This window comes from Janthinobacterium sp. UMAB-60 (assembly GCF_900095235.1).
Classification (GTDB): Bacteria; Pseudomonadota; Gammaproteobacteria; order Burkholderiales; family Burkholderiaceae_D; genus Janthinobacterium.
This window is the reverse complement of record NZ_LT607491.1, coordinates 26053-47427: the sequence shown is the minus strand read 5'-3', so window position 1 is coordinate 47427 and position 21375 is coordinate 26053. Positions and strand designations below refer to the sequence as shown.

Sequence of the window (21375 nt, the reverse complement as noted above, 5' to 3'; positions counted from 1 at the left end):
CCAGACGAAAAAAAGCCCCGGTTACGGGGCTGGTGCAAAAATTTAGAAGGGTAGTTCAGGCGGCGGTGGGCGCCGGTAGGCTTGCCAATTGATTTCGTCAGCGTTGATCTGGCTGATCAGCGGCGCAATGTCGAACGTGGCGTAGCTTCGCGAAAAGCCGCCGACGCGTGGCGACAGCAGCAAAATAGGTAGGGTGGGAAAGAACTGCTGTGCATGGAGCAGGGAGGCCGGGCCGGTGGTCGGCCAGGTGTGTTCTGGCTCGACCCTGACCACGGCCAGTTGGATTTGCTTGATCTTGATGATGGCGGCGCATAGTTGCATAAATGCATTATGCTTTGAATATTGCTAATTTGGAAGTGATTGGGAGTGCGACAACATACTAGGCGAAGATTAAATCCCAGTTCGGAACCGAGCCGGAAATTAGGCGAGCATCTCAGACCGCCCGAGCTCAGGAATATTATCCAAAGTTATTACCTTTGCCGCACTCCCTAGGAAGCTGGCGGCTCGACCAAACTCAAGATGAGTGGCGCCACGCTCAATCACAGCAATGCGGTTTGCCACATCTGATGCGGCCTTGACGTCGAACAGCTTGCCATGGAACTCGTACACCGCCGGCCAATTGACCTTGTCGTTTTCCATTGCCACCGGTTGAACAAAGATTGGCATCCCACTTTTTCGGCTGACAATAGCAACAGGAAATTCAATAGTATGGCCACTTGCGCCTTGGACTTTAGCTTGCCGAATAATCCGGTCAGCACCCAATTGCGCTTCCAACTCTCTCACTACAATTGCTTGGAACTTTGCTTGGGCGAACTTTGGCTGCCAAGATTTTGTTTTAAAAGAGAGCGCTAGTGCAAGTTTCGCAGCATCCCAAAGGGCTCTTTGAAGGAGATTGATTGGGCCACTGGCCTCAATACTCCAGTCTTCCCTGAACGTTGCTAGTGCAACTCCAGCAGTTTGGTTGAGCGAGTCGAGCCGGTTCTTTCGAAGCAGGATGCCCATCTGCTCAGCGTACATTGCCGTCTCGCATGCATCCGTAATGTAGAACGTGTCTACACTCGGCTGCGCGATATAGAAAGCGACATGAGGACCTGCCTTACCTAAGGTGAACGGCGCAGTAGCACGAATAGAACCCCTGCCTGAGGCGCGACAGTGCCATTGCGTGATCGATTCGAGAGTAGCGCAGTTCATAAAAGTTGCTCAGTTTGCCCCTTCAGAGGATGCCTGAATGGTCCATTTAGATAGATGTTAACACGTTCACAAAATTTAGTAATCGCATCTTCGAGTTCGGTTATGGGAGGATCAATCGGCTCCACATAATCGTCTGCAGCGATCGTCCATATGTGCTCATGCGTCAGCGACGTGATCGTTGCGCCAGAGTATTGGTATCCCGCAACGACAGCATTTGTGTGCTTTTGATCTGGCTTTGTATCAATGCCGTAGACGCGATGATTGCGTATCCAGACAGAGACAAAAAACGCTTCAGGTATTTCGATATCCGAATCGCCTCGTCGGTTGACGGCGCGCTTGCGGTATTGGGCACGGAAATCTACCTCCTCTGAAATCTCCGAGCCAACATAGCATTTACTCTCGAATTTAGCCCATCCTGAGGCCTTTTTGCTCGGGCTGTCGATCCACTCCATTTGTCGCACAATGGCCTTCTTCAAAGCCATAAATGTCTTCACATCGTCACTAGTAGGGGTAGGAAGCGCCAACTTAATTCTCTTTCTTATTCAAGCTTGTCTGCGCCGCTGAGTTTGGAGTGATGCCTTGGGGGAATGGATTCTCCGCACTCAGCGCAATCAATCAATACCATAATTTATGCCGTCCCGACAAAAGTATGTGCCGTTGCGCGGCAGCATTATATGAAATATTGCAAATTGAAAATCTATTGAATTGTTGCTTTATCTCACAACTCGGATGCCCGAGGCAGGCGAAGCGATTCCCATCAACTTACCCTTGCGGTAGAACATGATCTCTCGCGCGGCACGGCCAAGGCAAGCATCCATATCAGCATAGGTCGTGATCATCTGCAGGCGCTTCGCCTCGGGTTGCTTTTCGATTGCATACGTCCAGTGCACGGTCAGATGATCGCCCTCGATGTGCCAGCCGGCGAGTTTCCGGATTGCGAACTGCACGTCCTGGGCAGCCTCCTTGTTGCAGGACTGCTGCCTACGCATGGATACAGGAACCGGCTGCTCGCTAACCGCTGGTCCTGTGAAGTGCGGATTCTTTATGCTGCTGACCAGCTTGCACGCGTCGGCCGGCACGGCCTGGCTGACGGTGTAGACGTGGCCAGTTGCTGTATCGGTGCATTGCCATGTTTCGGCGTAGGCAGCGGGCGCGAGCGCCAGAGCGGGTAAGAGAAAAAGTAATCTGGGAATCATGGCGCCAGTCGGTAAGTTTGCTCGTACTGTGCCTGCATCTGCTGGCATGCATCCCGGGCAATTTGTGCTTCGACCGAGCCCGATGGCAACGCTTTAGCACGGCCCCAGCAAAGTTCAACCGCATCCTTGGATGCGGATTTCTCTTGGGCGTCTACTTGCAGGCGACTTGGTGTTGCGCCGACTGGCTCACGGTGCAACGACCAATACCCAAAGAAAAGCAGCGCCGTTACAGCTGCCACAAGACCAGGGAAAATAACCTTGAATATCGTCGGCCGCGCCGCATCGCGGCTGCCAGGAGCGGGACTCACAGTCGATCCTTGAAATTACGTGGCTCGAAACGGACAACTCGGCCGATTACCTTGCAGTCGCCAGTGCGGCACGGCTCTTGTTGGAAATCGGGGTTCTCCGACGCCAGATACCATTCGCGCCGCTCGTAGCGCAGGCGCTTGACTACCGACTCCCCCTTGTAATTCAGTGCGAAAACGCCGCCACTCACACGGCTCGTATCTTTTGTATTGACGACAGCCACGTCGCCTTCGTACATCATCGGCACCATGCTTTCGCCCTTCACTTTGATCGCGAGCAGCTGGTGCGTAGTGAGGTCGTTTTCTTCGAGCCACTGGCGGGGGACATGTAAATGCCCGACGTCATCAAAAACGCTATCTGCTTCGAAACCGGTAATTCCCGCCCGTAAATGCTCGGGAACCATGCGTATGGCAACCATAACAGGGGCCATATCATCATCGTCAGTCACCGGCCGCGCGCCAGGCGCGTCGACATGTTCGTCGTCCTGATCCACTGCGTGCCTCACATCAAGCCAGCCAGCTGGCTTCTCGAAAGCCTGCTCAATACGCTTGGCGATTGAATTCCCGATGTTTTTGATTGGCGTCTTGCCAATTATTTGACTTACCTGCGACGGGACCATATTGAGGGCGCGCCCGAATTCCACCTGGCCGCCTGCAAGGTCGGCAAGGGCGCGGGCGTTCTCTCGTCTGATTTCTTCTCTTGTCATCGCGTGATGGTCTTCTAATTTAACAAAAAGATAAACAACCAAAAAGATAAACAAATTACCGCGTAAAGTTTATCTTTATGGTAAAGTCGCGGAATGGATATGAAAAATTACCTCAAGCAAGCCGCGCCTTGCGACCGTCAGGCGTTAGCTGATGCCGCAGGAACTTCGGTTGCCTACCTCTACTTGATCGGCGGCAGGCATCGGCGCCCGAGCACGAAACTCTGCCAGAAACTCGTTGCCGCTGAAGTCAAGTTGAGCCTGAGCGAGTTGCGCCCCGACGTATGGGGTGTGTCAGAAACGGTCGCGGCATGATCCGCCTGATCCCCATCTTCCCACCGCGCCCGGCGGACGACGTCGTGCGCATCCCGCTGCTCGACCCGCACCAACTGCCGCCCGGCGTGCCGCTTGAGGGGTGCGCATTGCCTGCGAGCGAGCGCCCACCGTAAAACAGCACCAAGTACCAACCTGCAATTCGCTGTACCCAAACCCTGTAACACCGACCACCAGGAGAAAACCATGAAACAGAAGCAAAAACGCACCGCACTCGTCAAGGGCTACATCACCGACGACAACAAGGATGCCTTGCAAGCCGCATGCACAGCGATGCGCAAGACCGTCAGCGACGTGTTGAACGAATGCACGATCGTAATCATCCGCAATCACCTGGACGCCAGGCCGAAACGGAATGATACGCCGCCGTTTTCCAGCGGAGCTAGGCCCAAATCAATAAATAACAGGGCCCAGATTGTGCCGGCACCGCGCCCGTGCTTTGGCGTCGTCCCGCGCGTCGTGCGGATGCGGGTTTAACGGCATGGAGGCAGCTATTGAATAAACAAGCCGAGGTCACAGCCGAGGAGAAGGAGCTGATCTTCCAGCGTTCGATGATCTACCGCCAGGCCGAGAAAGACCTGCAGGGCGCCAAGGACGGGGAGGGCGAGATTGCGGCGAAGGCCGCGCACAAGGAAGCGCGCCAGAAATGGCGCGATGCCACCGACAGGGTGGCGAAGAAATATGAGGTGCCGCAGCGCGAGCCGCCCTAACGAACCCGCACCCGACAGCTACAGCATCGCATGGCCGGATTCGGCCACTTTAATCACCATCAATTAGGAATATGACATGACGCAAACAACTGCAATTAAGCCTTACCGCTCGCTGGACGACGCTCATGGCAATAACGAACTGCTCGACATGCTGCTGGCCAAGGGCCCGAAGAACGACGCAGCTCTGGCCCGCGCGCTGGAAGTGGCGCCGCCCGTGATTTCCAAGATTCGCCACGGCCGCCTGCCTATCGGCGCCTCGCTGTTGATCCGCATGCACGAGGTGTTCGACGTGTCGATCCGCGAGCTCAAGTGCATCGCGCGCGCCGAGGTGGCGGCTTGACCTGGGCGACATTGCAACAGGAAGGTGGCGCGCCGGCGCAGGCAGAGCAGGGCGCTCAGCTGCAGGAACAGGCCGAGCGCGAACTACCGGTCGACCCCGGCCATGTCCGGACGCGCCAGCACTACGAAGCAATGCTGCAGGAACTGCAAGGCCAGAAATGAAAAAAGCCCGCTTGCAGGCGGGCTTCCTTGAAACAACAAAAATTCGCGAAAGAATTTATGACCGAAATTGTACAACACAAAGGCATCACGATAGCGAATACGCTGATCGCGGTCGATAAAGAAGGCCGTTTTTGCCTCAACGATTTGCACAAGGCAGCTGGCGCGGAAAGCCGCCATCAACCTGCATTCTTCTTCCGTCGCCCGGAAATCCAGGAGCTGGAAGCGGAATTAAACTCTGCGCCGGCGCAGAGTTTGCCAACCATCACTTCCCAGGGCCGCAACGGCGGCACCTACGTGTGCAAGGAGCTGGTGTACGCCTACGCCATGTGGATCAGCCCCAAGTTCCACCTGGAAGTCATCCGCACCTTTGACGCCGTGGCCACCGGCCAGGCGCCGGCCGCGCCCAAGCCCAGCGCAATCTCGCCCGCCAAGGAATTCCGCGCCATCTTCGGCATTGCGCGCCTGATTGGCCTGGACAAGAACGCTGCAGCTATCAGCGCGAACCAGGGCACGGCCGCCCTGACTGGCGTCAACATGCTGCAGCTGATGGATCGCACGCACCTGGCCACGCCCAGCCAGGAGATTTACTACACGCCGACAGAACTGGGCAGCCGCTTCGTCAAGAGCGCAAAGGCCTTCAACCAGCTGCTGGTGCAGGCTGGTTTGCAAGAGAACATCTCCGGGCACTGGGTGCCGACGAAGAAGGGCCGGGAGCACGCCTACGTGATGGACACGGGCAAGGCGCACTCCAGCGGCACGCCCATCCAGCAAGTGAAGTGGCGAGACTCTGTCCTGGCGGAGGTGGCATTGTGACTGGCCAAGCTGACAATCGCGCGCGCCCGACTTTTGGCGTAAACAAGACGAAACGGCGCCATTCTGGCGTCACGCTCCCGAAACAGGGCTCTCGCTCGTACGCGCTGCTGCAGGCGATGCTGGCCGGGCCCGGCACCTTCTACCAAATCTGCGAGCGCGCGGGCTTCGATATCGAAGAAGCGGGCATGGAGCACCGCTTGCGCATGATTTTTTCACGCTTCATCCAGGGCAATGTGCGTCTGGCAGGCATTCGCTACGTGCTTAAAGACGCCTCGCGCGCGGCGCTGCTGGGCGCCGAGCCCGAGCAGCCTGGCCAGATGGCCACGCCGCACTTTCGTGGCACGGTGGGCGCAATGCCTGTCGTGGTCGTTCGCCGGCCAGCTGCGGAGGCGCGCCCATGAAGCGCGATGAGCTCCCGGCAACTCCAATCCGTTATCTGTCGCTGTTTAGCGGCATAGAGGCGGCAACCGTGGCGTGGGCGCCGCTCGGCTGGGTATGCGTCGGCGTGGCCGAAATCGAAAACTTTCCCCTGCGCGTGTTGGCGCACCACTATCCGAACGTCCCAAAACTGGGCGACATCACCAAAATTACCGAAGCGGATATCGCCGCACTCGGCCGCATCGATGTGATGGTTTTCGGTTCGCCGTGCCAGGACATGTCCGTAGCCGGAAAACGCAAAGGAATGCTCAATGCAGATGGAACTGTTACTCGATCCGGCCTGTTCTTCGCCGCCTTCAATATTTTCCAGTGGGCCCGCAAGCACGGCGGCTGCCGATTCGCACTATGGGAAAACGTCCCTGGCGCCTACAGCAGCAGCCAGGGCCGAGACTTTGCAAGCGTGGTTGAGCTCTTGGCAGGACTCGACGACGTTGCAGTCCCCGTCAACGGCTGGGGCACGGAAGGCTGTGCGCTGGGCGACAATGGACTGCTCGAATGGGCATGTCTGGACGCGCAATGGTTCGGAGTGGCGCAGCGGCGCCGCCGCGTGTTCGCTGTCCTCGATACTGGAAACTGGGCCAGTCGCCCCCCAATACTTCTTGAGCGCCAAAGCATGCGCGGGGATACTGCGCCGCGCCGCGAAACGGGGCAAGACGTTGCCGGAACTCTTAGCTCGCGCACTACAGGCGGTGGCGGGCTCGGAACTGACTTTGAATGCATGGGGGACTCCAGCCCACTGTATTGCCTGGCACACGGGCAGGGGGGGGCGGAACTAGCAATTGACCGCAGCCCGACGCTGACCTGCAACCACGAGGCGCCGATTGTCGCCGGCACACTGACGTGCGGCGCGAAGAGCGCTGGAAGCGCAACGCAGCAGGATGCCGAGGCGGGGCTGTTGGTGCCGGTCATCGGCTTCAACGCCCAGCAAGACCCTGATTCGTGGATCGAGCGCAGCGGCCCGCTCGCCGTCAACGGCACGCAAGCGCAGGCAATCGCCTTCTCGTGTAAAGACCACGGTGCCGACGCAATCATTGAACTGGCGCCGACCATGCGCGCCATGGGCCATGCCGCAAGCCACGCGAATGCGGGCGGGCAGTTGGCGGTTTGCATCACTGGAGACGTCACCCATTGCCTCAAGGCCGAAGGTTTCGACGCATCGGAAGACGGTACGGGCCGCGGCCAGCCGATTGTTACGGCATTCAAGTCCGGCCAGTCGGAGGCCGCTGGAGGTATTTTCACGACGGTGGAGTTTGCGCCGACGCTGCAAGCACAGAACAATGGATCAACCGCAGTGCCGGCGATTCAGTACGGTATGGCCGTACGCCGCCTCACGCCCACGGAAACGGAGCGCCTGCAGGGATTCCCTGACGGCTATACCGCCATCCCCATCAAAAAATACGCACGCAAGCGCGTGACGAAACTGCGTCCGGAGAGCATGTGGGCGAAGATCGACGGCAACTGGTGGCTGCTGGCCGCTGACGGGCCGCGGTATAAATCGCACGGAAATTCGTTTGCGGTGCCAGTCGTCGCATGGATTGGCCACCGGATTGATGCAGCCATGCGCGCCAACTTCGCGCATGAGCGCGAGATTGCGAGGGTGGCGTGATTTTATTCGTCAACGAGGCCTCGCTGGGCGCAGTCTGCCTTCAAGACGCCCTTGCGATGGGTGAGCAGCGTAAGCTGTTTTTCGCATTCCTGAATATGCACCAACGTGATTTGCATAAAGTAGTCACGCAGACCGCCGTCCCGCATCGAATCGAAATTTTGCCGTGTCTCCCAGAGGGCGTGAATAATTCTCAGGGAAAATGCGGCCGACTCAGGATCGGAAGGGGTTACGAACCTTTCCAGCATCTCACGTTCATGGTCAAGCCTACCAGGGGTGAAGGTAGATGTGCCATGGGCGCCGTCCGTCTCTACGTGATCAAGCGCACGCTTCATTTCACCAATTGCCCAATGTGCAAGCGTCCAGAGTGTTTCCGCCTTTTGCAGTTGCTCATAAACGCTTCGATCATCCGCATCTCCTGCCGCTTTTCGTTGCTGCGCCTGAGCCATCCAAAGCGCTACAAAAATTGCGACGATGGATCCCACTGCCTGCACCCAGCTCGCCCAATCCGAGGTTTTCAATCCATTGAGCCTACCAAGCCAAATAAGAGCGACCAGCAAAACTATCGCAGCAATGAGGCCGATTTTCTCCCGCTTATTCATAGAAGCAATCAGAGTTGTTTGAAAGGAATATTAGCATGATCGCCAATCCAGCCCAAATTACTCGCCACCATCTGGCGAACCAAGTCGCACCAGCCTATTCGCTGATCCGCAAGCTATGCTCCTGCGGCAAAGCCAGCACCGCCAAGCAGCTCGCCCAGCACGGCAAATGCGCCGCGTGCGCGCTGGCCACCGTCCGCGACGCGATCATGCCTGGCGACTTCGCCAAGCTGCAGCACATGCTGGGCGCCATCCACGGCAAGCCGAAGAATCGCTGGGGCTGTCGTAACTACTTTGCCGCCGGCAGCGGCCAGCAGCACGAGTCCATGCAGCGCTTGGTAGCCGCCGGCCTGGCCACGGCTGGCCGTGCCGCCAGCGAAATGACCTATTTCCATGCGACCCGCCTGGGCTGCAAGGCTGCTGGCCTCGACGCCGCTGGCATCAAGCGCGCGATGGAGGATGCATCGTGAGCGAATTGATCCTTACCGGCGCCGAGATCGACACCCTTGTAGCACTCATCGAATACGGCCCTTTGTCGCATGGTTACGAGCCTAGCAAATCTGCGCGCGACAGTCTGATCGAGCGTGGCCTGGCCGTGTCGATCGTCAACAGGCTTGAGGACGGCTGGACGGCCGCGACACTTGAAGGCCGCGACGCGTACAAGGCGCACTTCGGCACAGCGCTGGACGGCAAGGCGGACACGATGCGAGAGGCCCATGCGGCGCGGCTGGCACGCCGCGCTATCCGTAGCGCCGGGAGTGCAACATGAACCAAGCCTACATCTTCGCCGCCAGCGCCACCAAGCTCTCAATCCTTAATGGATTTTTGAAAGGTATTCATAACCTCCCAGCTGCGCTCTACTTGCCTCTTCGCAACTGCAGCTGCAAAATACGCGCCGTCCGTTTCAAGAGTAACAAGCCGTCGAACATCGGTGCTCGGCGGTTGGCGGGTGCTTATGTTCACAATATGCTTTTTGAGATTTCCCAGTGCATTTTGGATGCCGGCAATTTTCATCGCGCAACTGTCCTCCAGGGGTACAAGAATCGCAAGTTCTTGGTTGTCAATGAGTTTAAAGGAATCGATGGTCTCAATCGCAAGTATCCGGTTATTTATGGGGATCACGGCAGCATTCGAAGGGCCGAGCAATTCAGCGATCCGCTCCAACCCTTGGAGTATTGCTTGCATTTTATGTTGGCAATGGGCCGCGTGAATCACGGCCAACGTCATTCTTTCTCGTTGGCGCCTTCGCGCTTCAGACGATGCAAGCACGATGGTACCTATCAAAGTTCCCGTCGTGCCAATGGCAGCGACCCAGTATGCGGACACGGTTGCGTCCATACAAGACCAAGGGGTGGCACGGTATCCGTAGTAGGACGCTGCGCCCAAGCCGATCATCAAAGTTGCCCATCTAAACCAGGTCAGCCAAGTCAGCATAAATTTCCTTGTCAAAAGGAAATCTTATCATGAGCCTAATCCACTTGGTTTCGCTTTCGGGCGGCAAGGACAGCACTGCAACCGCTATTCTCGCGCTCGAGCTGCACGGTATAGCCGCGTGCCGTTTCGTCATGGCCGATACCGGCAATGAGCACGAGAGCACGCTGGAATATGCACTGGACTACTTGCCAGCGGCCCTTGGCATCAAGGTCGACGTGGTGCGTGCTGATTTCGCTGATGAATTCGCCACCAAGCGCGCCAACCTGGCGCGCATCGCGGCCGGCGAACCGGAGTCTGCCGTGTATGGGAAGCGCAAGTTCATGTATCACTGGACGGTCGAGGCAGCACAGCGTGCGCTTGAGCTGCTACACCCATCTGGAAACCCATACCTGGACCTATGCATGGTGCGGGGTGGCTTCCCTTCGCGCAAACGGCAGTTCTGTACGGAATATCTCAAGACCAAGCCATTGACGGAGTTCGCAATGGATTTGATTGATCGTGAATGCGATGCGATCTGGTCCTGGCAGGGCGTGCGGATCGACGAAAGCCAGTCGCGCCGCGAGCGTCTGCAAGGTACTGGCGCATGCGTCAAGCACTTTGAGGTGTTGGGCGGCGGCCTGTTCACCTACCGGCCCATCTTGCGCTGGAACGTCGGTGACGTGTTCGAGGCCCATCGTTTGGCTGGCATCGAGCCAAATCCGCTCTACAAGCAAGGCATGTCGCGCGTCGGTTGCATGCCTTGCATCAACTGCAGCAAAGGGGAGCTGCACGAAGTGTCTCGCCGCTTCCCTGAGCACATCGCTCGAATCGCGGAATGGGAAGCCCTAGTATCTGAGGTATGCCGGCCGCGCTCACCTGTGTCGTTCTTCCATATGGGCACTAAGGCGCACTCGGGCCAGGCCTCGACCATCGAATCAGTGGTCGAGTGGTCGAAGACTAGCCGCGGGGGCAAACAATTTTCGCTGCTTACAGCGTTGGTCGAGCCGACGGCGTGCAGCTCTGCTTACGGATTATGCGAATGACGACGAACTTTACCTGGGAAAAATGGCGTGGTGTGCGCGCCATTTCAATGAGTCGGCGCCTTAGCGATAGTCATGATGGAACGCGAAAAACGTTAAGAATTATCTATCACCGTCTCAAATATTCGACTGGTGCTCTGAAGTTGCTGAACGGCACCTTCCAGCACCGTGCAATTGGTATTCAGGTGCTCGAAGAAGGACGCCAGATTCTGCGAGCTGTCTTCGACATCACTGAGCAGCGACACCGTGGAGCCGATTCGTCCGTGGGCAGCAGCAAGTTGTGCGGCACAGTCGTAGGGCAATGGTGCCAATCGCAAGAGTTCTGTTGGGGTCCATTGGTTAACTTTCGCCAAAAGACGGTGTGCGTTCTTCGCGAGAATAAGAAGGTGACCCATGCCCTTTTGCGCCAACAGTTCATGGCTATTGGCATCTTTAAGACATTTGAGTGCGAACTTTGTATTGGCCTCATTGTGGATGTGTTGAAAATACATAGCGGCAGCGGTCAAGCGCGCAATTGCCGAGGCATCATTTCGCCGCCTGCGAGTTTCACTCGTTGCGATCCACAGGGTACCGAGCAACGTTCCAGTGGTTCCGATAGCTGCAACCCAGTATGCCCATATGGTGATGTCCATTTTGCACCAAGGGATGCAGTTGTAACCAGCCACTCCGATGGCTGCAGCGATAGCCATTATTGCCCACTTATCATACCAAGCCATTCTGCCTCCTATATAAGTTGGCGGAATCGTAACATGCCATGTGTAGGCGGTGGGAAATGAAGCGCTCTTCCATGAAGCCAGGCAAGCCCCTGACGCGCTCGCCATTCAAGCGCACCTCGCCCATGCCCAGCACCGGCATGCTCTCCGTGCAGTCGCACCAGCGCACGGCGCCGAAGCGCAAGGTTGGCTTGAAGAGCAAGGGCCCACGCTCCACGCCGATCCGGCGCGCCGCGCGCGGCCAGGACTGCACGCTGCGCCTGGCCGTCTGCAACTTCGATCCTGACACCACTGTGCTGTGCCACAGCAATTTCCAGGCGGACGGGAAGGGCATGGGCCTGAAGGCGCCGGACACCGCCGCCGCGTTCGGCTGTAGCGCCTGCCACGACGTGCTCGACGGCCGGCGCCCGCGCCCGGCTGATCTGTCGCTGGCCGCGCTTGAAATCGCATTCCGCGCGGCCGTCGGTACCACGCACGAAATTTTACGGTCGATGGGCCTGCTCGATGCAGCGCCCGTCGCCATTCAACCTACATTGGAACACCTATGAGCGCCTTTAGCCCGCAAGAGCAAAAACACCTGAAAGAAGCCGCGTACAGCGAATTCCTGCGCGCCAAGATCAAGCTGGCGCAGCGCAAGGGCTTCGACGTGCCGCTGGCCGATATCCATCCCGGCCTCAAGCCGCACACGCGTGACATCGTGCGCTGGGCCCTGGCAGGCGGCCAGCGCGCCATCTTCGCCTCGTTTGGCCTGCACAAGACCAGCACCAACCTGGAGGTGATGCGCCAGATCGGCATCCACCGGCCAGGCCTGCGCCTGATCGTGCTGCCGCTGGGCGTGCGCCAGGAGTTCATCCGCGAGGCGGCAAAGCGCTTCACGGGCGAATATGAAGTGCAAGTGCGCTTCATCCGCACGGACGCCGAGATCGTTGGTCAGGACGTTGTCTACCTGACGAACTACGAATCGGTGCGCGAGGGCAAGATCGACGTGCGCAAGTTCCGCGCTGTCGGCCTGGACGAGGCAAGTGTGCTGCGCAGCTACGGTAGCAAGACCTATCAAGAGTTCCTGCCGCTGTTTGAACAGGTCGAGTTCAAATTTGTCTACACGGCTACGCCATCGCCGAACCGCTTCAAAGAATTGATCCACTATGCCGGCTTCTTGGGCGTGATGGACACGGGCCAAGCCCTGACGCGATTTTTCCAGCGCGACAGCGAGAAGGCCGGCAACCTGACGCTGTATCCGCACAAGGAACAGGAATTCTGGTTGTGGGTGGCCAGTTGGGCCGTTTTCATCCAGCGCCCGAGCGACTTGGGCCATTCGGACGAGGGCTACGACCTGCCAGCGCTCGACGTGCGCTTTCACGAAGTGCCGAGCAACTACGACACGGCCGGCGCCGAGAAGAACGGCCAGGGCCTGCTGATCCCGAACGTGGCCATGGGCCTGTCGGCCGCCGCTGGCGAGAAGCGTGACAGCATGGCCGCGCGCGTGGCCAAGGTGGGCGAGATTATGGCTGCGGATCCTGATGACCATTTCCTGATCTGGCATGACCTGGAGGATGAGCGCCACGCCATCCAGGCGGCCGTGCCCGGCGTGGTCAGCGTGTGGGGCACGCAGGACCTGGACCAGCGCGAGCAGCGCATTGCCGATTTCAGTGACGGCAAGATCAAGGATCTGTCGACCAAGCCGATCATCGCCGGCAGCGGCTGTAACTTCCAGGTGCATTGCCACCGTGAGATTTTCGCGGGCATCGGCTTCAAGTTCAACGATTTCATCCAGGCCATCCACCGCGTCCAGCGCTTCCAGCAGCAGCACGCGGTGCGCATCGACATCATCCACACCGAGGTCGAGCGCAAGGTGCTGGCCGATCTGATGGAAAAATGGCGCCGCCACGACGAAATGCAGGCCAAGATGGGGCAGATCATCCGCGCCTATGGCCTGGACCAGCTGTCCATGCAGGATTCGCTGGCGCGCACCATCGGCGTCGAGCGCGCCGTGGTGGCCGGCGAGCGCTTCTCGGTGGCCAATAACGACTGCGTGCTCGAAGCCATGCAGCAGCTGGATAACTCGGTGGGCATGATCATCACCAGCGTCCCGTTCGCCAACCATTATGAATACACGCCGAGCTATAACGACTTTGGCCACACCCAGGACAACGATCACTTCTGGGCGCAGATGGACTTCCTGACGCCGGAACTGCTGCGCATCCTGCAGCCGGGCCGCATCTACGCCTGCCACGTCAAGGACCGCATCAATTTTGGCAACGTTACCGGCGCCGGCGTGCCCACCGTCAGCCCGTTCCACGCCGAGGCGCTGTTCCACGGCATCAAGCACGGTTTCGATTACATGGGCATGATCACCGTCGTGACCGACGTGGTGCGCGAAAACAACCAGACCTACCGCCTGGGCTATTCCGAAGTGTGCAAGGACGGCACGAAGATGGGCGTCGGCTCGCCGGAATACATCCTGCTGTTCCACAAGCCGCAGACGGACCGCAGCCGTGGCTATGCCGATACGCCTGTGACCAAGGCCAAGCCAATGTGCCTGGACGATGCCGGCGACCGGATCCCGTTTGACCGCAAGGCCGCGCCGATTCCTGGTACTGGCTACAGCGTGGCGCGCTGGCAGGTCGACGCGCATGCGTTCTGGCGCTCCAGTGGCGATCGCCTGCTGGGCGCGGCCGAACTGGCCAGTTTCGGCCCGGGCAAGCTGGCTAAGCTGTTCACCAGCATGTCGCTGGGCAACGTCTACAACTATGAATACCACGTCGAGGTCGGCGAGGCGCTGCTGGCCAATAAGGCACTGCCTGCCGATTATCTCAGCCTGGCGCCGGGCAGCGCCGATCCGGCCGTGTGGCACGACATCGTGCGCATGCGCACCCTGAACGGCGAGCAGTCGGCGCGTGCTGTCGAAAAGCACGTTTGCCCGTTTCAGATCGATATCGTTGACCGCCTGATTGGCCGCTACAGCAACCCGGGGGAGGTGATCTACGATCCATTCTGTGGCCTGGGCACTGTTCCCGTACGCGCAATGAAGCTGGGCCGCCAAGGCCGCGGCAGCGAGCTGAACCCGGCATATTTCGCTGACCAAGTGCACTACTGCCAAGCTATGGAGCGCGAAGTTAGCATGCCTACGCTGTTCGATATGGAACTGATGGACGAGGAGAATGCAAAGTGACGCGCGCAAATTTCAGTGAATTCGTGCTGGGCGCCATGCCCGGCACCAAGGCCGAGATCGTTATCAAGTCGGGCGTCAGCCAGGCAGCCGTGTTGCGGTGGGTTCGCCTGCTGCATTCCGCGCGCAAGATTTACATCGCAAGTTGGAAGCCGCACCCGCGTGCTGGCGCCGCCATGGCGGTGTATGCCGTGGGTGATCTGCCGGACGCACCGTGCCAGCTGAAGCATCTGACGAAGCGCCAGGTTCGCCTGCGCTTCGAAGCCAAGGCCAAGCAGGACGGCCGCTGGGATTCGATGAAGGCGCGCTGGCGCAGCAAGTACTGGATCCGCAAGGCGGGCGCCGTGGGCGACCCGCTGGTGGCTGCGCTGTTCGGCGCGGCGCGCGTGCAGGAGGGCCGGCTTTGAATTACTACAGCCATCACATCGGCGATTTTGACCGCGCGACCCGGCACCTGACGCGCATTGAGCGCAGCGTGTACCGTGATTTGCTCGACACCTACTATGACACTGAGCAGCCGCTGACGCTGGACCGGGCCGCGCTGTGCCGAAAAATCCTCGCACGTTCCGACGAGGAGGCAACGGCCGTTGAACAGACGTTGAACGAGTTTTTCATCGAAACGCCGACCGGCTGGTATCACCAGCGGTGCGAGGAAGAGTTGGAGGCATACCGCGCGTCGAATAGCCAGAAATCGGCAGCTGGTAAGGCATCTGCTGCCAAAAGAGCATTGAAATTGCAACAGGCGATGAACGGGAATTCAACGACCGTTGCAACGACCGTTGAACAGACGCTCAACGGCTCGGCAACTAACCAAGAACCAATAACCAATAACCATAAACCAGTAAACCTAAAACCTTCGTCGGCTTCGCCTCCCGATCCATACCCAGAAGAATTCGAAACGGCCTGGCAAGCGTACCCGCCACGTCCCGGTGCAAGCAAAAAAGATTCTTATAAGGGCTGGACGGCCCGCCGGAAGGAGGGCGTACCGGCCGAAGCGCTCCTTGCTGGCGTTCAACGGTATGCGAACTACGTGCTGCTATCTCGCACCGAGCCGCAATTCACGAAACAGCCTGCCACGTTCTTTGGGCCAGGCGAGCACTACAAGGCCGACTGGGCAGTCGGCGCAACGCAAACACAAAAAGGCGTCATTCATGGAAACTTTGGCAAGCAGGATTACCACAAGGGCGTTGGGGCAGATGGCACCTTTTGAAGGCAAGAAGCGCTTCGCCAGCGCGCAGATCGAGCGCTGCCCAATGCACGGCGAGTACACGGCAATGCTGATTCGCGGCGCCTGGTCCGGGTGCCCGGATTGCATGAACGTCGAGGACCAGGTACGCGAGGCCGAGCAGCGCGCCGCCTGGCGCCAGGAGCTCAAGGCGCGCGAATGGAGCGCAAAGCTCGGCCGTGCCGCTATTCCCGAGCGTTTTGCTGATCGCCGCCTCGAATCGTACCGGCCGGACTGCCCAGGCGCCGAGCGCGCGCTGGCCGTGGCCACCCGGTACGCCGAGAACTTCGAAGATGCACGGGCCACTGGCGCCTGCCTGATCTTCGCTGGGGATGTCGGTACCGGCAAGACGCACTTGGCCGTGGGAATCGCCCACCACATCATGGGGCACGGCCGCCAAGCGGTCTTCACCTCGGTGATGCGCGCCGTGCGGTCCGTCAAGGAAACCTACGCCAAGGGCGCTGGCCGCACCGAGGCGCAGGCCATCCGCGACCTGGTCGACCCTGATCTGCTGATCCTCGACGAGGTGGGCGTGCAGCACGGTAGCGACACGGAAAAGCTGATCCTGTTCGAGATCATCAACGGCCGCTATGAGGCGGCGCGCCCGACCATCGTCATCAGCAACCTGGACGCCGCCGGCCTGGAGCAGTTCCTGGGGGCGCGGGCGTTTGACCGATTGCGCGAAGGCGGCGGCAGGCTGGTGGTCTTCGATTGGGAGTCGCACAGGGGGAAACGCCCGAGCGTCCAGGCTGCGAATGCCGCTCAGGATTTGCCAGAGGCACCGCCGCACTGCGCAAGGGCCATGGCCGCTACGAAGTGACGTACCCATCAGAAAAAACGGCTTAAAAGGCTTTAAATGAAAAATCAAGAAAACAAAATCGCAGCAAATAAACGCCTGGCCGAGCTGCTGGGCTGGTCCAGCATAGTCGAGGTGGGCGGCGCCTTGGTCGGCACGCCGCCGGCGGGCACCGCTTCAAGTCGCGGCCAGGCCATGCTGCCGGACTGGATGGGCGACTGGGCGGCGGCCGGCCCGCTGGTAGTCGAGTATCGAGTCGATCTGGAATGGTCGTATGACGGAAAGGAAGTGGTGGCGATCATCAATCGAAATGACATGTATGGGAAGTTCCCCGTGCTGCTGGCCGACTTCAGTGCGCCCGATGCTGCCGCGCGTGCAGCCGTGGTGCGGGCCGTCGCCGAACTGGTGGGCTGCGCATGATGGCCCGTGGCATACAGGCCCTGGGCCGCCTCAAGGTCGGCGCCATGAACAAGACCGAGGCCGCGTATGCGCAGACGCTGGAGCTGCGCAAGGTTGCCGGCGAGGTGGCCTGGTACAAGTTCGAAGGCCTGAAATTCCGCTTGGCCGACAACACTTTCTACACGCCGGATTTCGCCGTTCTCTTGGCGTGCGGTGCGCTGGAGGCGCATGAAGTCAAAGGCCACTGGCAGGACGATGCGCGCGCGAAGATCAAGATCGCGGCCGACATGTACCCGCTGCGCTTCGTCGCCGTGCAGGCGCTGCCGAAGAAGGCGGGCGGCGGATGGAAAGTTGAGGAGTTTTGATGGGCGCGAACAAGAAGCCGCGCAAGCGGTATATCACGAAGCCGGCCGTGCTGCCGGCCGGCCTGCGCAAAGACTTGGCATTCGAAATGCCAGGCTTCCAGGCCAGCGAGGCCATGGGCAAGGGCCACTTCCAGGAGCAGCATGTCTACGACCTGCTGAGCAACGCCGATATGGCGCGACGGATTGCGCCAGCTGACCATGAAATCCTGCCGGTGGCCCAGGCCATGGTTGAGGCGATTGCCGAGATCCAAGCGCGCGCCCAGCGCACAGGCACCTTAGGCGTCAACGGCGATGAAATGCGCGTGCTGCGCGAGGGCGTCGGCAAGACCATGGTCTTTCTGCGTGGCGCGTCGAACGTCGACATTGCGCGTGCCGGACTGGCGGCCGTACGCGAATTCAACCGCACCGGCGTGCTGCGGGTATGAGCGGCTCTGAGGAGCGGCAGGGCTGGCGCAGGGCTAAAAAGGGTGTTAACGTTGGCATACAAAATGAAAGGCAAGACATGGGCTTTACAGACCGCTACATCGCATCGATAGGTTCGAGCAACCTGATGGACGACGCTTTGCACCACCAGACGGACCCGCTGGCCGCCGCGGCGCTGGCTGGCGACATCGGCGCGCTGCTGTGCCGCGTGAAGTACGCCGACGGCACGCTCAACCGCATGTTCGAGGGCAACCAGCAGAATCTGGCGCAGCTGTTGCGCATCTGGACTGTCGATGTGATCAAGCGCGGCCGGGCGCGTCGTTGGGTGCCGGAAAATACAGCATGGGATGCACAAGCGGCGCAGGCGCTGTACAGGCGCGTGGCAGAGAAGTCGCTGGCGCACTGGCTCGACGGCACGTGCAAAGGCTGCAGTGGCACTGGCGTCAAGGTGTTGCTGGGGAATGGACTGTGCACTTCGTGCAAAGGAACCGGCGTGGCGCCCGTGTACGGCGTGGCGGGCCTGGAGCTGGAGCGCGTCAAGGACATGGTGAGCGAACTGAGCTCCATTCACGATAGCCATTCTGGCCGGGCGGGCGGGTTGTTGCGCGGTGGCGACCTGTAGCGCGGATATTCTTTAAGCCTGTGTTTACAAACAGTATTTCGGCTGTATAATGCAGGCTCTAGTTCAAGAAAATTCTTCCGGAAATCGTAATGTGCGCATCGCGCCACCGATAGCTGGAACTCGCGACAGTACCCGGACCCAGCATCGGACCTGCACGCCTTGAATTTGCCGCTCACCACGCGCTATAGTCGTGGGAGCAACACCGAAGCCCGCTCATGCGGGCTTTTTCTATTTGCGCGCGTGAGCAGCGGGCGGCAGAGGTTGTCCCGGCCGCACGCTTTATGCAGCGGGGCTATGCTGCAACTACCTCAAGTTCCCGGCCAAGCGCATGCATCGCATCTTCGATAGCGTCGATTTTGGTTGTATGCGCCAAGTCGAGTAACCGCGTTACCTCCTGTGGCTTCACTCCCAGGCGCCGGGCAAGCTCGGCCGGGCGCATATCCTGCGCAGCCATTTCATTCAGCAGCAGCACCTTGGCGCTAACGCTGGCCGGCAGGCCAATAAGGCGCTCGCCTGGCAGCGCTGCTGATGGCGCAGGCGCGGCGCGGCGGTCCTCAAAGTAAAAATCCATTGCGGTGGCAAGGGCAGATCGGGCTTCGGCCAACGCTTCGGCTTCGTCGTCGCCCTGGGCGATAGCTTCGGGGATATCGCGGAACGTGACGACATAGCCGCCATCAGGATCTGGTGTAAAAGTTGCAGGGTATTTCATATAGCTCCTTTAGGGAGTGTGGTGGTGCCCGGAAGAAGCCCCTTACGGGGCAATCCCTCTATTTCAGATTCAGTTGTTTTTTGACGCCTTCAACAAGTCCTGTTTTCAGTTCCTTGCTTGGGTGCCTCGGTAAGATGGTCTGTTTGCCGTTCAGATAAACCTTCAAGTGATTTGTGCCTTCCTTGAAAGTCGCCCCTTGTAGCTTGAGCCATCGAACAAACTCACTCTGCTTCACCACACCTCCGTTGTTTGTTTCGATGAATAGAGTATAAGCAAAATTGCTTATTCTTGCAAGCAATATCAACAAAAATGCTTATGTTTTTGACCGGCCGGACGCGGGCGCGAGCATGCCGCCGCAGGCCTGAAAAGGAGGTGCGCCATGAAGTAGCGAAGAATTCATCCCCGGCGCCATGCGGCGCAAATGTGAAGGCGACTTTCCGCGCATTTAGCCATCGGCGCAGCGGGTAGTTTGGCACTGGCGAGGCCTTAGCGCATCAATCAGCCTACAACCACGAGCAGGATAAGCACCACCCAGCCGGCGCGCGCTGTAAGCGCGGCTACTCGGCGCCGGACGCTGTAACCGGCAACCAGATTTCGCGGGCGTAGCTCAATGGCAGAGCGGAAGCCTTCCAATCTTTCCACGCGGGTTCGATTCCCGCCGCCTGCTCCAGTTCTCCTCGCCCGGCATGCCGGGTTTCGCCGCCGGCCGCATCACTGCGCTGGCGGCATCTTTTTATCAATGCGCGAGCAGTCCAATACGGTTTCGATCATTGCAAAAAGCTGCCCGAGCGGACGATCAAGGATTTTTTCACGCTGTACAGCTGCTACCAGACCAACTAAATCTGAGTGCTGGAGTGTCTCTATGATTTGGCTAACGTCGTAGCGGGGGCCCGCGGAACCAGAGCTTAACCAGCGCGATATTTGGCGGTTGTGCCCATGTGTGTAGTCATTGAATATTTTGTAATGATCATTGAAAACCTCAAACCACTCCCCGAACTCGTGCGACTTTCGGAGGTTCTGCGCCATGGTGTTGAACGGTGGTGGTGAACGCTTTATCCGCAATATTTGGTCCACTAGTTCATCTGTGGCGCATGAATCTATCCACAAGCCCGATATAGCAGCTTCCAGCAGCGAACGCTGCAGTGCCGTAGCGCTAGCGTAAGCGCCTGCCTGCACAAGCAGTAGAAGGGCTTCGCGATGTTCGAGCGCCAGGTTTAGATAGGCCATGGCCAGATAAGACCTGCGGTTAAATTCACCCTGAACCCCGAGTATTTCTTGCAATGAAGACGAGATCCCAGCGGACTGCTTGAGGGCGAGTTCCAGATTTTTATTGTGCATAAGTTCGCTTCCGTATCACTGCATGGTCGGGTGTTGCCGGTATCGGATCGTACCATTGCGAACCTGTCGGCGCGCTCCAGTGGCAGGGCTTACAAAACGGGCGCAGTCACCGACGCATCATGGCCAAGAGGCTCCGCCGCAATTCATCGCAGCCCTGCTTGGCACGGGCGGTGACAAATCTGCTTAAGGCCAGACAAGTTTTTTGAGATTCCGCTTACCTTCATCCGAGAGCGCCGAAATCAAGACGCTAAGTGCCTTTACCTGTGCGTCTTCAGTCGAGGCTCCAACCTCGCCGGGCGTTAAAAATACAGAGATTCGGGCACGCTTATTGGGGAAAGAGGCATAGTCAGCGCAAAAGCTGGCGAGCGCCTCGTGAAACTTAGTGTATTCAGGGTCATCTTTGGTGATTAATCTGGCCCATGGGGCAAGTCTCTTTTCTGTAACGCGTCCATCTAACCGGCCTGATGCGCCAGTCTCTGCGGCGTAAAGTTGCGCATTCATATTCGTGTAGCCAATGAATTTGCTGGGACCAAACAGGATATCTCCGTCTCGCTCGGTCGCGTACCAAGCCTGGACGTTCGGAATGAGGCGGCGAACGTCTTCGTCCGCGCCGTTGTGAAGTGCTCCGTTGTACACGGAGATATTGGCGATCGCCGTATCTACAGATTGTACCAGTGTGATGGGGTTCATTTTTCATTCTCCTAATGTGCTTGCTTGCGCGGGTATGCGTGAGCACATGGTTAATATATCTCCCGTGAAACTAAAATGCA

The 21375-nt window shown here is 58.8% G+C and carries 33 protein-coding genes, 1 tRNA gene and 1 pseudogene; 22 read left to right on the top strand and 13 right to left on the bottom strand.

Features of this window, described 5'->3' with window-relative positions; all coding sequences use genetic code 11:
* Window positions 1-42: 42 nt before the first annotated feature.
* From K0F86_RS16470 to K0F86_RS16445, 6 genes are all read right to left on the bottom strand, one after another.
* Window positions 43-321 carry a hypothetical protein gene (locus K0F86_RS16470; protein WP_219135419.1) on the bottom strand — a complete coding sequence of 93 codons (279 nt, stop codon included), beginning with the start codon at window positions 319-321 and terminating at the stop codon, window positions 43-45.
* A 99-nt stretch (window positions 322-420) separates the two neighbouring features.
* Complete coding sequence (locus K0F86_RS16465) at window positions 421-1191, bottom strand: DUF1828 domain-containing protein (protein ID WP_219135418.1); 771 nt, start codon at window positions 1189-1191, stop codon at window positions 421-423.
* Window positions 1188-1673 carry a hypothetical protein gene (locus tag K0F86_RS16460; RefSeq protein ID WP_219135417.1) on the bottom strand — a complete coding sequence of 162 codons (486 nt, stop codon included), beginning with the start codon at window positions 1671-1673 and terminating at the stop codon, window positions 1188-1190. Before K0F86_RS16460 ends, K0F86_RS16465 begins: the two co-directional genes overlap by 4 nt.
* Window positions 1674-1904: 231 nt before the next feature.
* Complete coding sequence (locus K0F86_RS16455) at window positions 1905-2387, bottom strand: hypothetical protein (protein ID WP_219135416.1); 483 nt, start codon at window positions 2385-2387, stop codon at window positions 1905-1907.
* Complete coding sequence (locus K0F86_RS16450; RefSeq protein WP_219135415.1) at window positions 2384-2695, bottom strand: hypothetical protein; 312 nt, start codon at window positions 2693-2695, stop codon at window positions 2384-2386. Before K0F86_RS16450 ends, K0F86_RS16455 begins: the two co-directional genes overlap by 4 nt.
* Window positions 2692-3453: a S24 family peptidase gene (locus K0F86_RS16445; RefSeq protein ID WP_219135414.1), complete on the bottom strand. Its 762-nt coding sequence runs from the start codon at window positions 3451-3453 to the stop codon at window positions 2692-2694. Before K0F86_RS16445 ends, K0F86_RS16450 begins: the two co-directional genes overlap by 4 nt.
* A gap of 45 nt (window positions 3454-3498) precedes the next feature.
* Here K0F86_RS16445 and K0F86_RS16440 point away from each other — a divergent pair, with 45 nt between their 5' ends.
* The 9 genes and pseudogenes from K0F86_RS16440 (at window position 3499) to K0F86_RS16400 (ending at window position 7797) form a co-directional block, all read left to right on the top strand.
* Window positions 3499-3711, top strand: a complete 213-nt coding sequence (locus tag K0F86_RS16440; protein WP_219135413.1) for a hypothetical protein — start codon at window positions 3499-3501, stop codon at window positions 3709-3711.
* Window positions 3708-3845: a hypothetical protein gene (locus K0F86_RS16435; protein WP_219135412.1), complete on the top strand. Its 138-nt coding sequence runs from the start codon at window positions 3708-3710 to the stop codon at window positions 3843-3845. The genes K0F86_RS16440 and K0F86_RS16435 overlap by 4 nt, the downstream gene beginning before the upstream one ends.
* Window positions 3846-3915: 70 nt before the next feature.
* Window positions 3916-4206 carry a hypothetical protein gene (locus tag K0F86_RS16430; RefSeq protein WP_071077716.1) on the top strand — a complete coding sequence of 97 codons (291 nt, stop codon included), beginning with the start codon at window positions 3916-3918 and terminating at the stop codon, window positions 4204-4206.
* Window positions 4207-4223: 17 nt separating this feature from the next.
* Window positions 4224-4439 carry a hypothetical protein gene (locus K0F86_RS16425; RefSeq protein ID WP_219135411.1) on the top strand — a complete coding sequence of 72 codons (216 nt, stop codon included), beginning with the start codon at window positions 4224-4226 and terminating at the stop codon, window positions 4437-4439.
* Between the two features lie 76 nt (window positions 4440-4515).
* Window positions 4516-4749, top strand: a pseudogene (locus K0F86_RS16420) (helix-turn-helix domain-containing protein); the annotation flags it as partial.
* 26 nt (window positions 4750-4775) lie between these two features.
* Window positions 4776-4940, top strand: coding sequence for a hypothetical protein (locus K0F86_RS16415; protein WP_219135409.1), 165 nt, complete (start codon window positions 4776-4778; stop codon window positions 4938-4940).
* 57 nt (window positions 4941-4997) lie between these two features.
* Window positions 4998-5753, top strand: coding sequence for a KilA-N domain-containing protein (locus K0F86_RS16410; protein ID WP_219135408.1), 756 nt, complete (start codon window positions 4998-5000; stop codon window positions 5751-5753).
* Window positions 5750-6154 carry a hypothetical protein gene (locus tag K0F86_RS16405; RefSeq protein ID WP_219135407.1) on the top strand — a complete coding sequence of 135 codons (405 nt, stop codon included), beginning with the start codon at window positions 5750-5752 and terminating at the stop codon, window positions 6152-6154. The genes K0F86_RS16410 and K0F86_RS16405 overlap by 4 nt, the downstream gene beginning before the upstream one ends.
* Window positions 6151-7797 carry a DNA cytosine methyltransferase gene (locus tag K0F86_RS16400; RefSeq protein WP_219135406.1) on the top strand — a complete coding sequence of 549 codons (1647 nt, stop codon included), beginning with the start codon at window positions 6151-6153 and terminating at the stop codon, window positions 7795-7797. Before K0F86_RS16405 ends, K0F86_RS16400 begins: the two co-directional genes overlap by 4 nt.
* Window positions 7798-7799: 2 nt before the next feature.
* On the opposite strand, the gene K0F86_RS16395 is transcribed toward K0F86_RS16400, so the two are convergent.
* On the bottom strand, window positions 7800-8396 hold the full coding sequence (locus K0F86_RS16395; protein WP_219135405.1) for a hypothetical protein: 597 nt from the start codon (window positions 8394-8396) through the stop codon (window positions 7800-7802).
* Window positions 8397-8431: 35 nt separating this feature from the next.
* On the opposite strand from K0F86_RS16395, the gene K0F86_RS16390 reads away from it, so the two are divergent.
* Together K0F86_RS16390 and K0F86_RS16385 are read left to right on the top strand one after the other, a co-directional pair.
* Entirely contained in the window at window positions 8432-8863 is a 432-nt protein-coding gene (locus K0F86_RS16390; protein WP_219135404.1) for a hypothetical protein, read from the top strand.
* Window positions 8860-9162 carry a hypothetical protein gene (locus K0F86_RS16385; protein ID WP_219135403.1) on the top strand — a complete coding sequence of 101 codons (303 nt, stop codon included), beginning with the start codon at window positions 8860-8862 and terminating at the stop codon, window positions 9160-9162. The genes K0F86_RS16390 and K0F86_RS16385 overlap by 4 nt, the downstream gene beginning before the upstream one ends.
* Before the next feature lie 38 nt (window positions 9163-9200).
* Here K0F86_RS16385 and K0F86_RS16380 read toward each other — a convergent pair whose 3' ends face one another.
* A complete protein-coding gene (locus tag K0F86_RS16380; protein ID WP_219135402.1) occupies window positions 9201-9827 on the bottom strand; it encodes a hypothetical protein in 627 nt (208 codons plus the stop codon).
* A 29-nt stretch (window positions 9828-9856) separates the two neighbouring features.
* Between K0F86_RS16380 and K0F86_RS16375 the strand changes: the two genes are divergently transcribed.
* Window positions 9857-10849 carry a phosphoadenosine phosphosulfate reductase family protein gene (locus K0F86_RS16375; RefSeq protein WP_219135401.1) on the top strand — a complete coding sequence of 331 codons (993 nt, stop codon included), beginning with the start codon at window positions 9857-9859 and terminating at the stop codon, window positions 10847-10849.
* A gap of 92 nt (window positions 10850-10941) precedes the next feature.
* On the opposite strand, the gene K0F86_RS16370 is transcribed toward K0F86_RS16375, so the two are convergent.
* Window positions 10942-11562 (bottom strand): hypothetical protein, encoded by a 621-nt coding sequence (locus K0F86_RS16370; RefSeq protein ID WP_219135400.1) that lies wholly within the window; start codon window positions 11560-11562, stop codon window positions 10942-10944.
* Between the two features lie 56 nt (window positions 11563-11618).
* On the opposite strand from K0F86_RS16370, the gene K0F86_RS16365 reads away from it, so the two are divergent.
* The 9 genes from K0F86_RS16365 (at window position 11619) to K0F86_RS16325 (ending at window position 18558) form a co-directional block, all read left to right on the top strand.
* Window positions 11619-12107 (top strand): nuclease domain-containing protein, encoded by a 489-nt coding sequence (locus K0F86_RS16365; protein WP_219135399.1) that lies wholly within the window; start codon window positions 11619-11621, stop codon window positions 12105-12107.
* A complete protein-coding gene (locus tag K0F86_RS16360) occupies window positions 12104-14731 on the top strand; it encodes a DNA methyltransferase (protein ID WP_219135398.1) in 2628 nt (875 codons plus the stop codon). Before K0F86_RS16365 ends, K0F86_RS16360 begins: the two co-directional genes overlap by 4 nt.
* Window positions 14728-15135, top strand: a complete 408-nt coding sequence (locus K0F86_RS16355; protein ID WP_219135397.1) for a hypothetical protein — start codon at window positions 14728-14730, stop codon at window positions 15133-15135. The genes K0F86_RS16360 and K0F86_RS16355 overlap by 4 nt, the downstream gene beginning before the upstream one ends.
* Window positions 15132-15938, top strand: a complete 807-nt coding sequence (locus K0F86_RS16350; RefSeq protein WP_219135396.1) for a YdaU family protein — start codon at window positions 15132-15134, stop codon at window positions 15936-15938. The genes K0F86_RS16355 and K0F86_RS16350 overlap by 4 nt, the downstream gene beginning before the upstream one ends.
* Window positions 15925-16773 carry an ATP-binding protein gene (locus K0F86_RS16345; protein ID WP_219135395.1) on the top strand — a complete coding sequence of 283 codons (849 nt, stop codon included), beginning with the start codon at window positions 15925-15927 and terminating at the stop codon, window positions 16771-16773. The genes K0F86_RS16350 and K0F86_RS16345 overlap by 14 nt, the downstream gene beginning before the upstream one ends.
* Window positions 16774-16809: 36 nt before the next feature.
* The gene (locus tag K0F86_RS16340; RefSeq protein WP_219135394.1) at window positions 16810-17169 is read left to right on the top strand and encodes a hypothetical protein; all 360 of its coding nucleotides are present in this window, start codon (window positions 16810-16812) and stop codon (window positions 17167-17169) included.
* Window positions 17166-17513: a DUF1064 domain-containing protein gene (locus K0F86_RS16335; RefSeq protein WP_257572195.1), complete on the top strand. Its 348-nt coding sequence runs from the start codon at window positions 17166-17168 to the stop codon at window positions 17511-17513. Before K0F86_RS16340 ends, K0F86_RS16335 begins: the two co-directional genes overlap by 4 nt.
* Complete coding sequence (locus K0F86_RS16330) at window positions 17513-17938, top strand: hypothetical protein (RefSeq protein ID WP_219135393.1); 426 nt, start codon at window positions 17513-17515, stop codon at window positions 17936-17938. The genes K0F86_RS16335 and K0F86_RS16330 overlap by 1 nt, the downstream gene beginning before the upstream one ends.
* A 77-nt stretch (window positions 17939-18015) precedes the next feature.
* Window positions 18016-18558 carry a hypothetical protein gene (locus K0F86_RS16325; protein ID WP_219135392.1) on the top strand — a complete coding sequence of 181 codons (543 nt, stop codon included), beginning with the start codon at window positions 18016-18018 and terminating at the stop codon, window positions 18556-18558.
* Between the two features lie 292 nt (window positions 18559-18850).
* Here K0F86_RS16325 and K0F86_RS16320 read toward each other — a convergent pair whose 3' ends face one another.
* On the bottom strand, window positions 18851-19267 hold the full coding sequence (locus K0F86_RS16320; RefSeq protein ID WP_219135391.1) for a type II toxin-antitoxin system HicB family antitoxin: 417 nt from the start codon (window positions 19265-19267) through the stop codon (window positions 18851-18853).
* Window positions 19268-19325: 58 nt separating this feature from the next.
* On the bottom strand, window positions 19326-19502 hold the full coding sequence (locus K0F86_RS16315) for a type II toxin-antitoxin system HicA family toxin (RefSeq protein WP_176386214.1): 177 nt from the start codon (window positions 19500-19502) through the stop codon (window positions 19326-19328).
* Between the two features lie 361 nt (window positions 19503-19863).
* Between K0F86_RS16315 and K0F86_RS16310 the strand changes: the two genes are divergently transcribed.
* Window positions 19864-19937: transfer RNA gene (locus K0F86_RS16310), tRNA-Gly, on the top strand.
* 41 nt (window positions 19938-19978) lie between these two features.
* On the opposite strand, the gene K0F86_RS16305 is transcribed toward K0F86_RS16310, so the two are convergent.
* Window positions 19979-20605 (bottom strand): hypothetical protein, encoded by a 627-nt coding sequence (locus K0F86_RS16305; RefSeq protein ID WP_219135390.1) that lies wholly within the window; start codon window positions 20603-20605, stop codon window positions 19979-19981.
* A 183-nt stretch (window positions 20606-20788) separates the two neighbouring features.
* The gene (locus tag K0F86_RS16300) at window positions 20789-21295 is read right to left on the bottom strand and encodes a hypothetical protein (protein ID WP_219135389.1); all 507 of its coding nucleotides are present in this window, start codon (window positions 21293-21295) and stop codon (window positions 20789-20791) included.
* Window positions 21296-21375 lie beyond the last annotated feature (80 nt).

Coding starts and splice junctions, on each gene's coding strand:
- K0F86_RS16470 (WP_219135419.1), bottom strand. CDS start 321: ATGCAACTATGCGCCGCCATCATCAAGATCAAGCAAATCCAACTGGCC.
- K0F86_RS16465 (WP_219135418.1), bottom strand. CDS start 1,191: ATGAACTGCGCTACTCTCGAATCGATCACGCAATGGCACTGTCGCGCC.
- K0F86_RS16460 (WP_219135417.1), bottom strand. CDS start 1,673: ATGGCTTTGAAGAAGGCCATTGTGCGACAAATGGAGTGGATCGACAGC.
- K0F86_RS16455 (WP_219135416.1), bottom strand. CDS start 2,387: ATGATTCCCAGATTACTTTTTCTCTTACCCGCTCTGGCGCTCGCGCCC.
- K0F86_RS16440 (WP_219135413.1), top strand. CDS start 3,499: ATGAAAAATTACCTCAAGCAAGCCGCGCCTTGCGACCGTCAGGCGTTA.
- K0F86_RS16435 (WP_219135412.1), top strand. CDS start 3,708: ATGATCCGCCTGATCCCCATCTTCCCACCGCGCCCGGCGGACGACGTC.
- K0F86_RS16430 (WP_071077716.1), top strand. CDS start 3,916: ATGAAACAGAAGCAAAAACGCACCGCACTCGTCAAGGGCTACATCACC.
- K0F86_RS16410 (WP_219135408.1), top strand. CDS start 4,998: ATGACCGAAATTGTACAACACAAAGGCATCACGATAGCGAATACGCTG.
- K0F86_RS16400 (WP_219135406.1), top strand. CDS start 6,151: ATGAAGCGCGATGAGCTCCCGGCAACTCCAATCCGTTATCTGTCGCTG.
- K0F86_RS16395 (WP_219135405.1), bottom strand. CDS start 8,396: ATGAATAAGCGGGAGAAAATCGGCCTCATTGCTGCGATAGTTTTGCTG.
- K0F86_RS16390 (WP_219135404.1), top strand. CDS start 8,432: ATGATCGCCAATCCAGCCCAAATTACTCGCCACCATCTGGCGAACCAA.
- K0F86_RS16380 (WP_219135402.1), bottom strand. CDS start 9,827: ATGCTGACTTGGCTGACCTGGTTTAGATGGGCAACTTTGATGATCGGC.
- K0F86_RS16375 (WP_219135401.1), top strand. CDS start 9,857: ATGAGCCTAATCCACTTGGTTTCGCTTTCGGGCGGCAAGGACAGCACT.
- K0F86_RS16370 (WP_219135400.1), bottom strand. CDS start 11,562: ATGGCTTGGTATGATAAGTGGGCAATAATGGCTATCGCTGCAGCCATC.
- K0F86_RS16365 (WP_219135399.1), top strand. CDS start 11,619: ATGAAGCGCTCTTCCATGAAGCCAGGCAAGCCCCTGACGCGCTCGCCA.
- K0F86_RS16360 (WP_219135398.1), top strand. CDS start 12,104: ATGAGCGCCTTTAGCCCGCAAGAGCAAAAACACCTGAAAGAAGCCGCG.
- K0F86_RS16345 (WP_219135395.1), top strand. CDS start 15,925: ATGGCACCTTTTGAAGGCAAGAAGCGCTTCGCCAGCGCGCAGATCGAG.
- K0F86_RS16340 (WP_219135394.1), top strand. CDS start 16,810: ATGAAAAATCAAGAAAACAAAATCGCAGCAAATAAACGCCTGGCCGAG.
- K0F86_RS16335 (WP_257572195.1), top strand. CDS start 17,166: ATGATGGCCCGTGGCATACAGGCCCTGGGCCGCCTCAAGGTCGGCGCC.
- K0F86_RS16330 (WP_219135393.1), top strand. CDS start 17,513: ATGGGCGCGAACAAGAAGCCGCGCAAGCGGTATATCACGAAGCCGGCC.
- K0F86_RS16325 (WP_219135392.1), top strand. CDS start 18,016: ATGGGCTTTACAGACCGCTACATCGCATCGATAGGTTCGAGCAACCTG.
- K0F86_RS16320 (WP_219135391.1), bottom strand. CDS start 19,267: ATGAAATACCCTGCAACTTTTACACCAGATCCTGATGGCGGCTATGTC.
- K0F86_RS16305 (WP_219135390.1), bottom strand. CDS start 20,605: ATGCACAATAAAAATCTGGAACTCGCCCTCAAGCAGTCCGCTGGGATC.
- K0F86_RS16300 (WP_219135389.1), bottom strand. CDS start 21,295: ATGAACCCCATCACACTGGTACAATCTGTAGATACGGCGATCGCCAAT.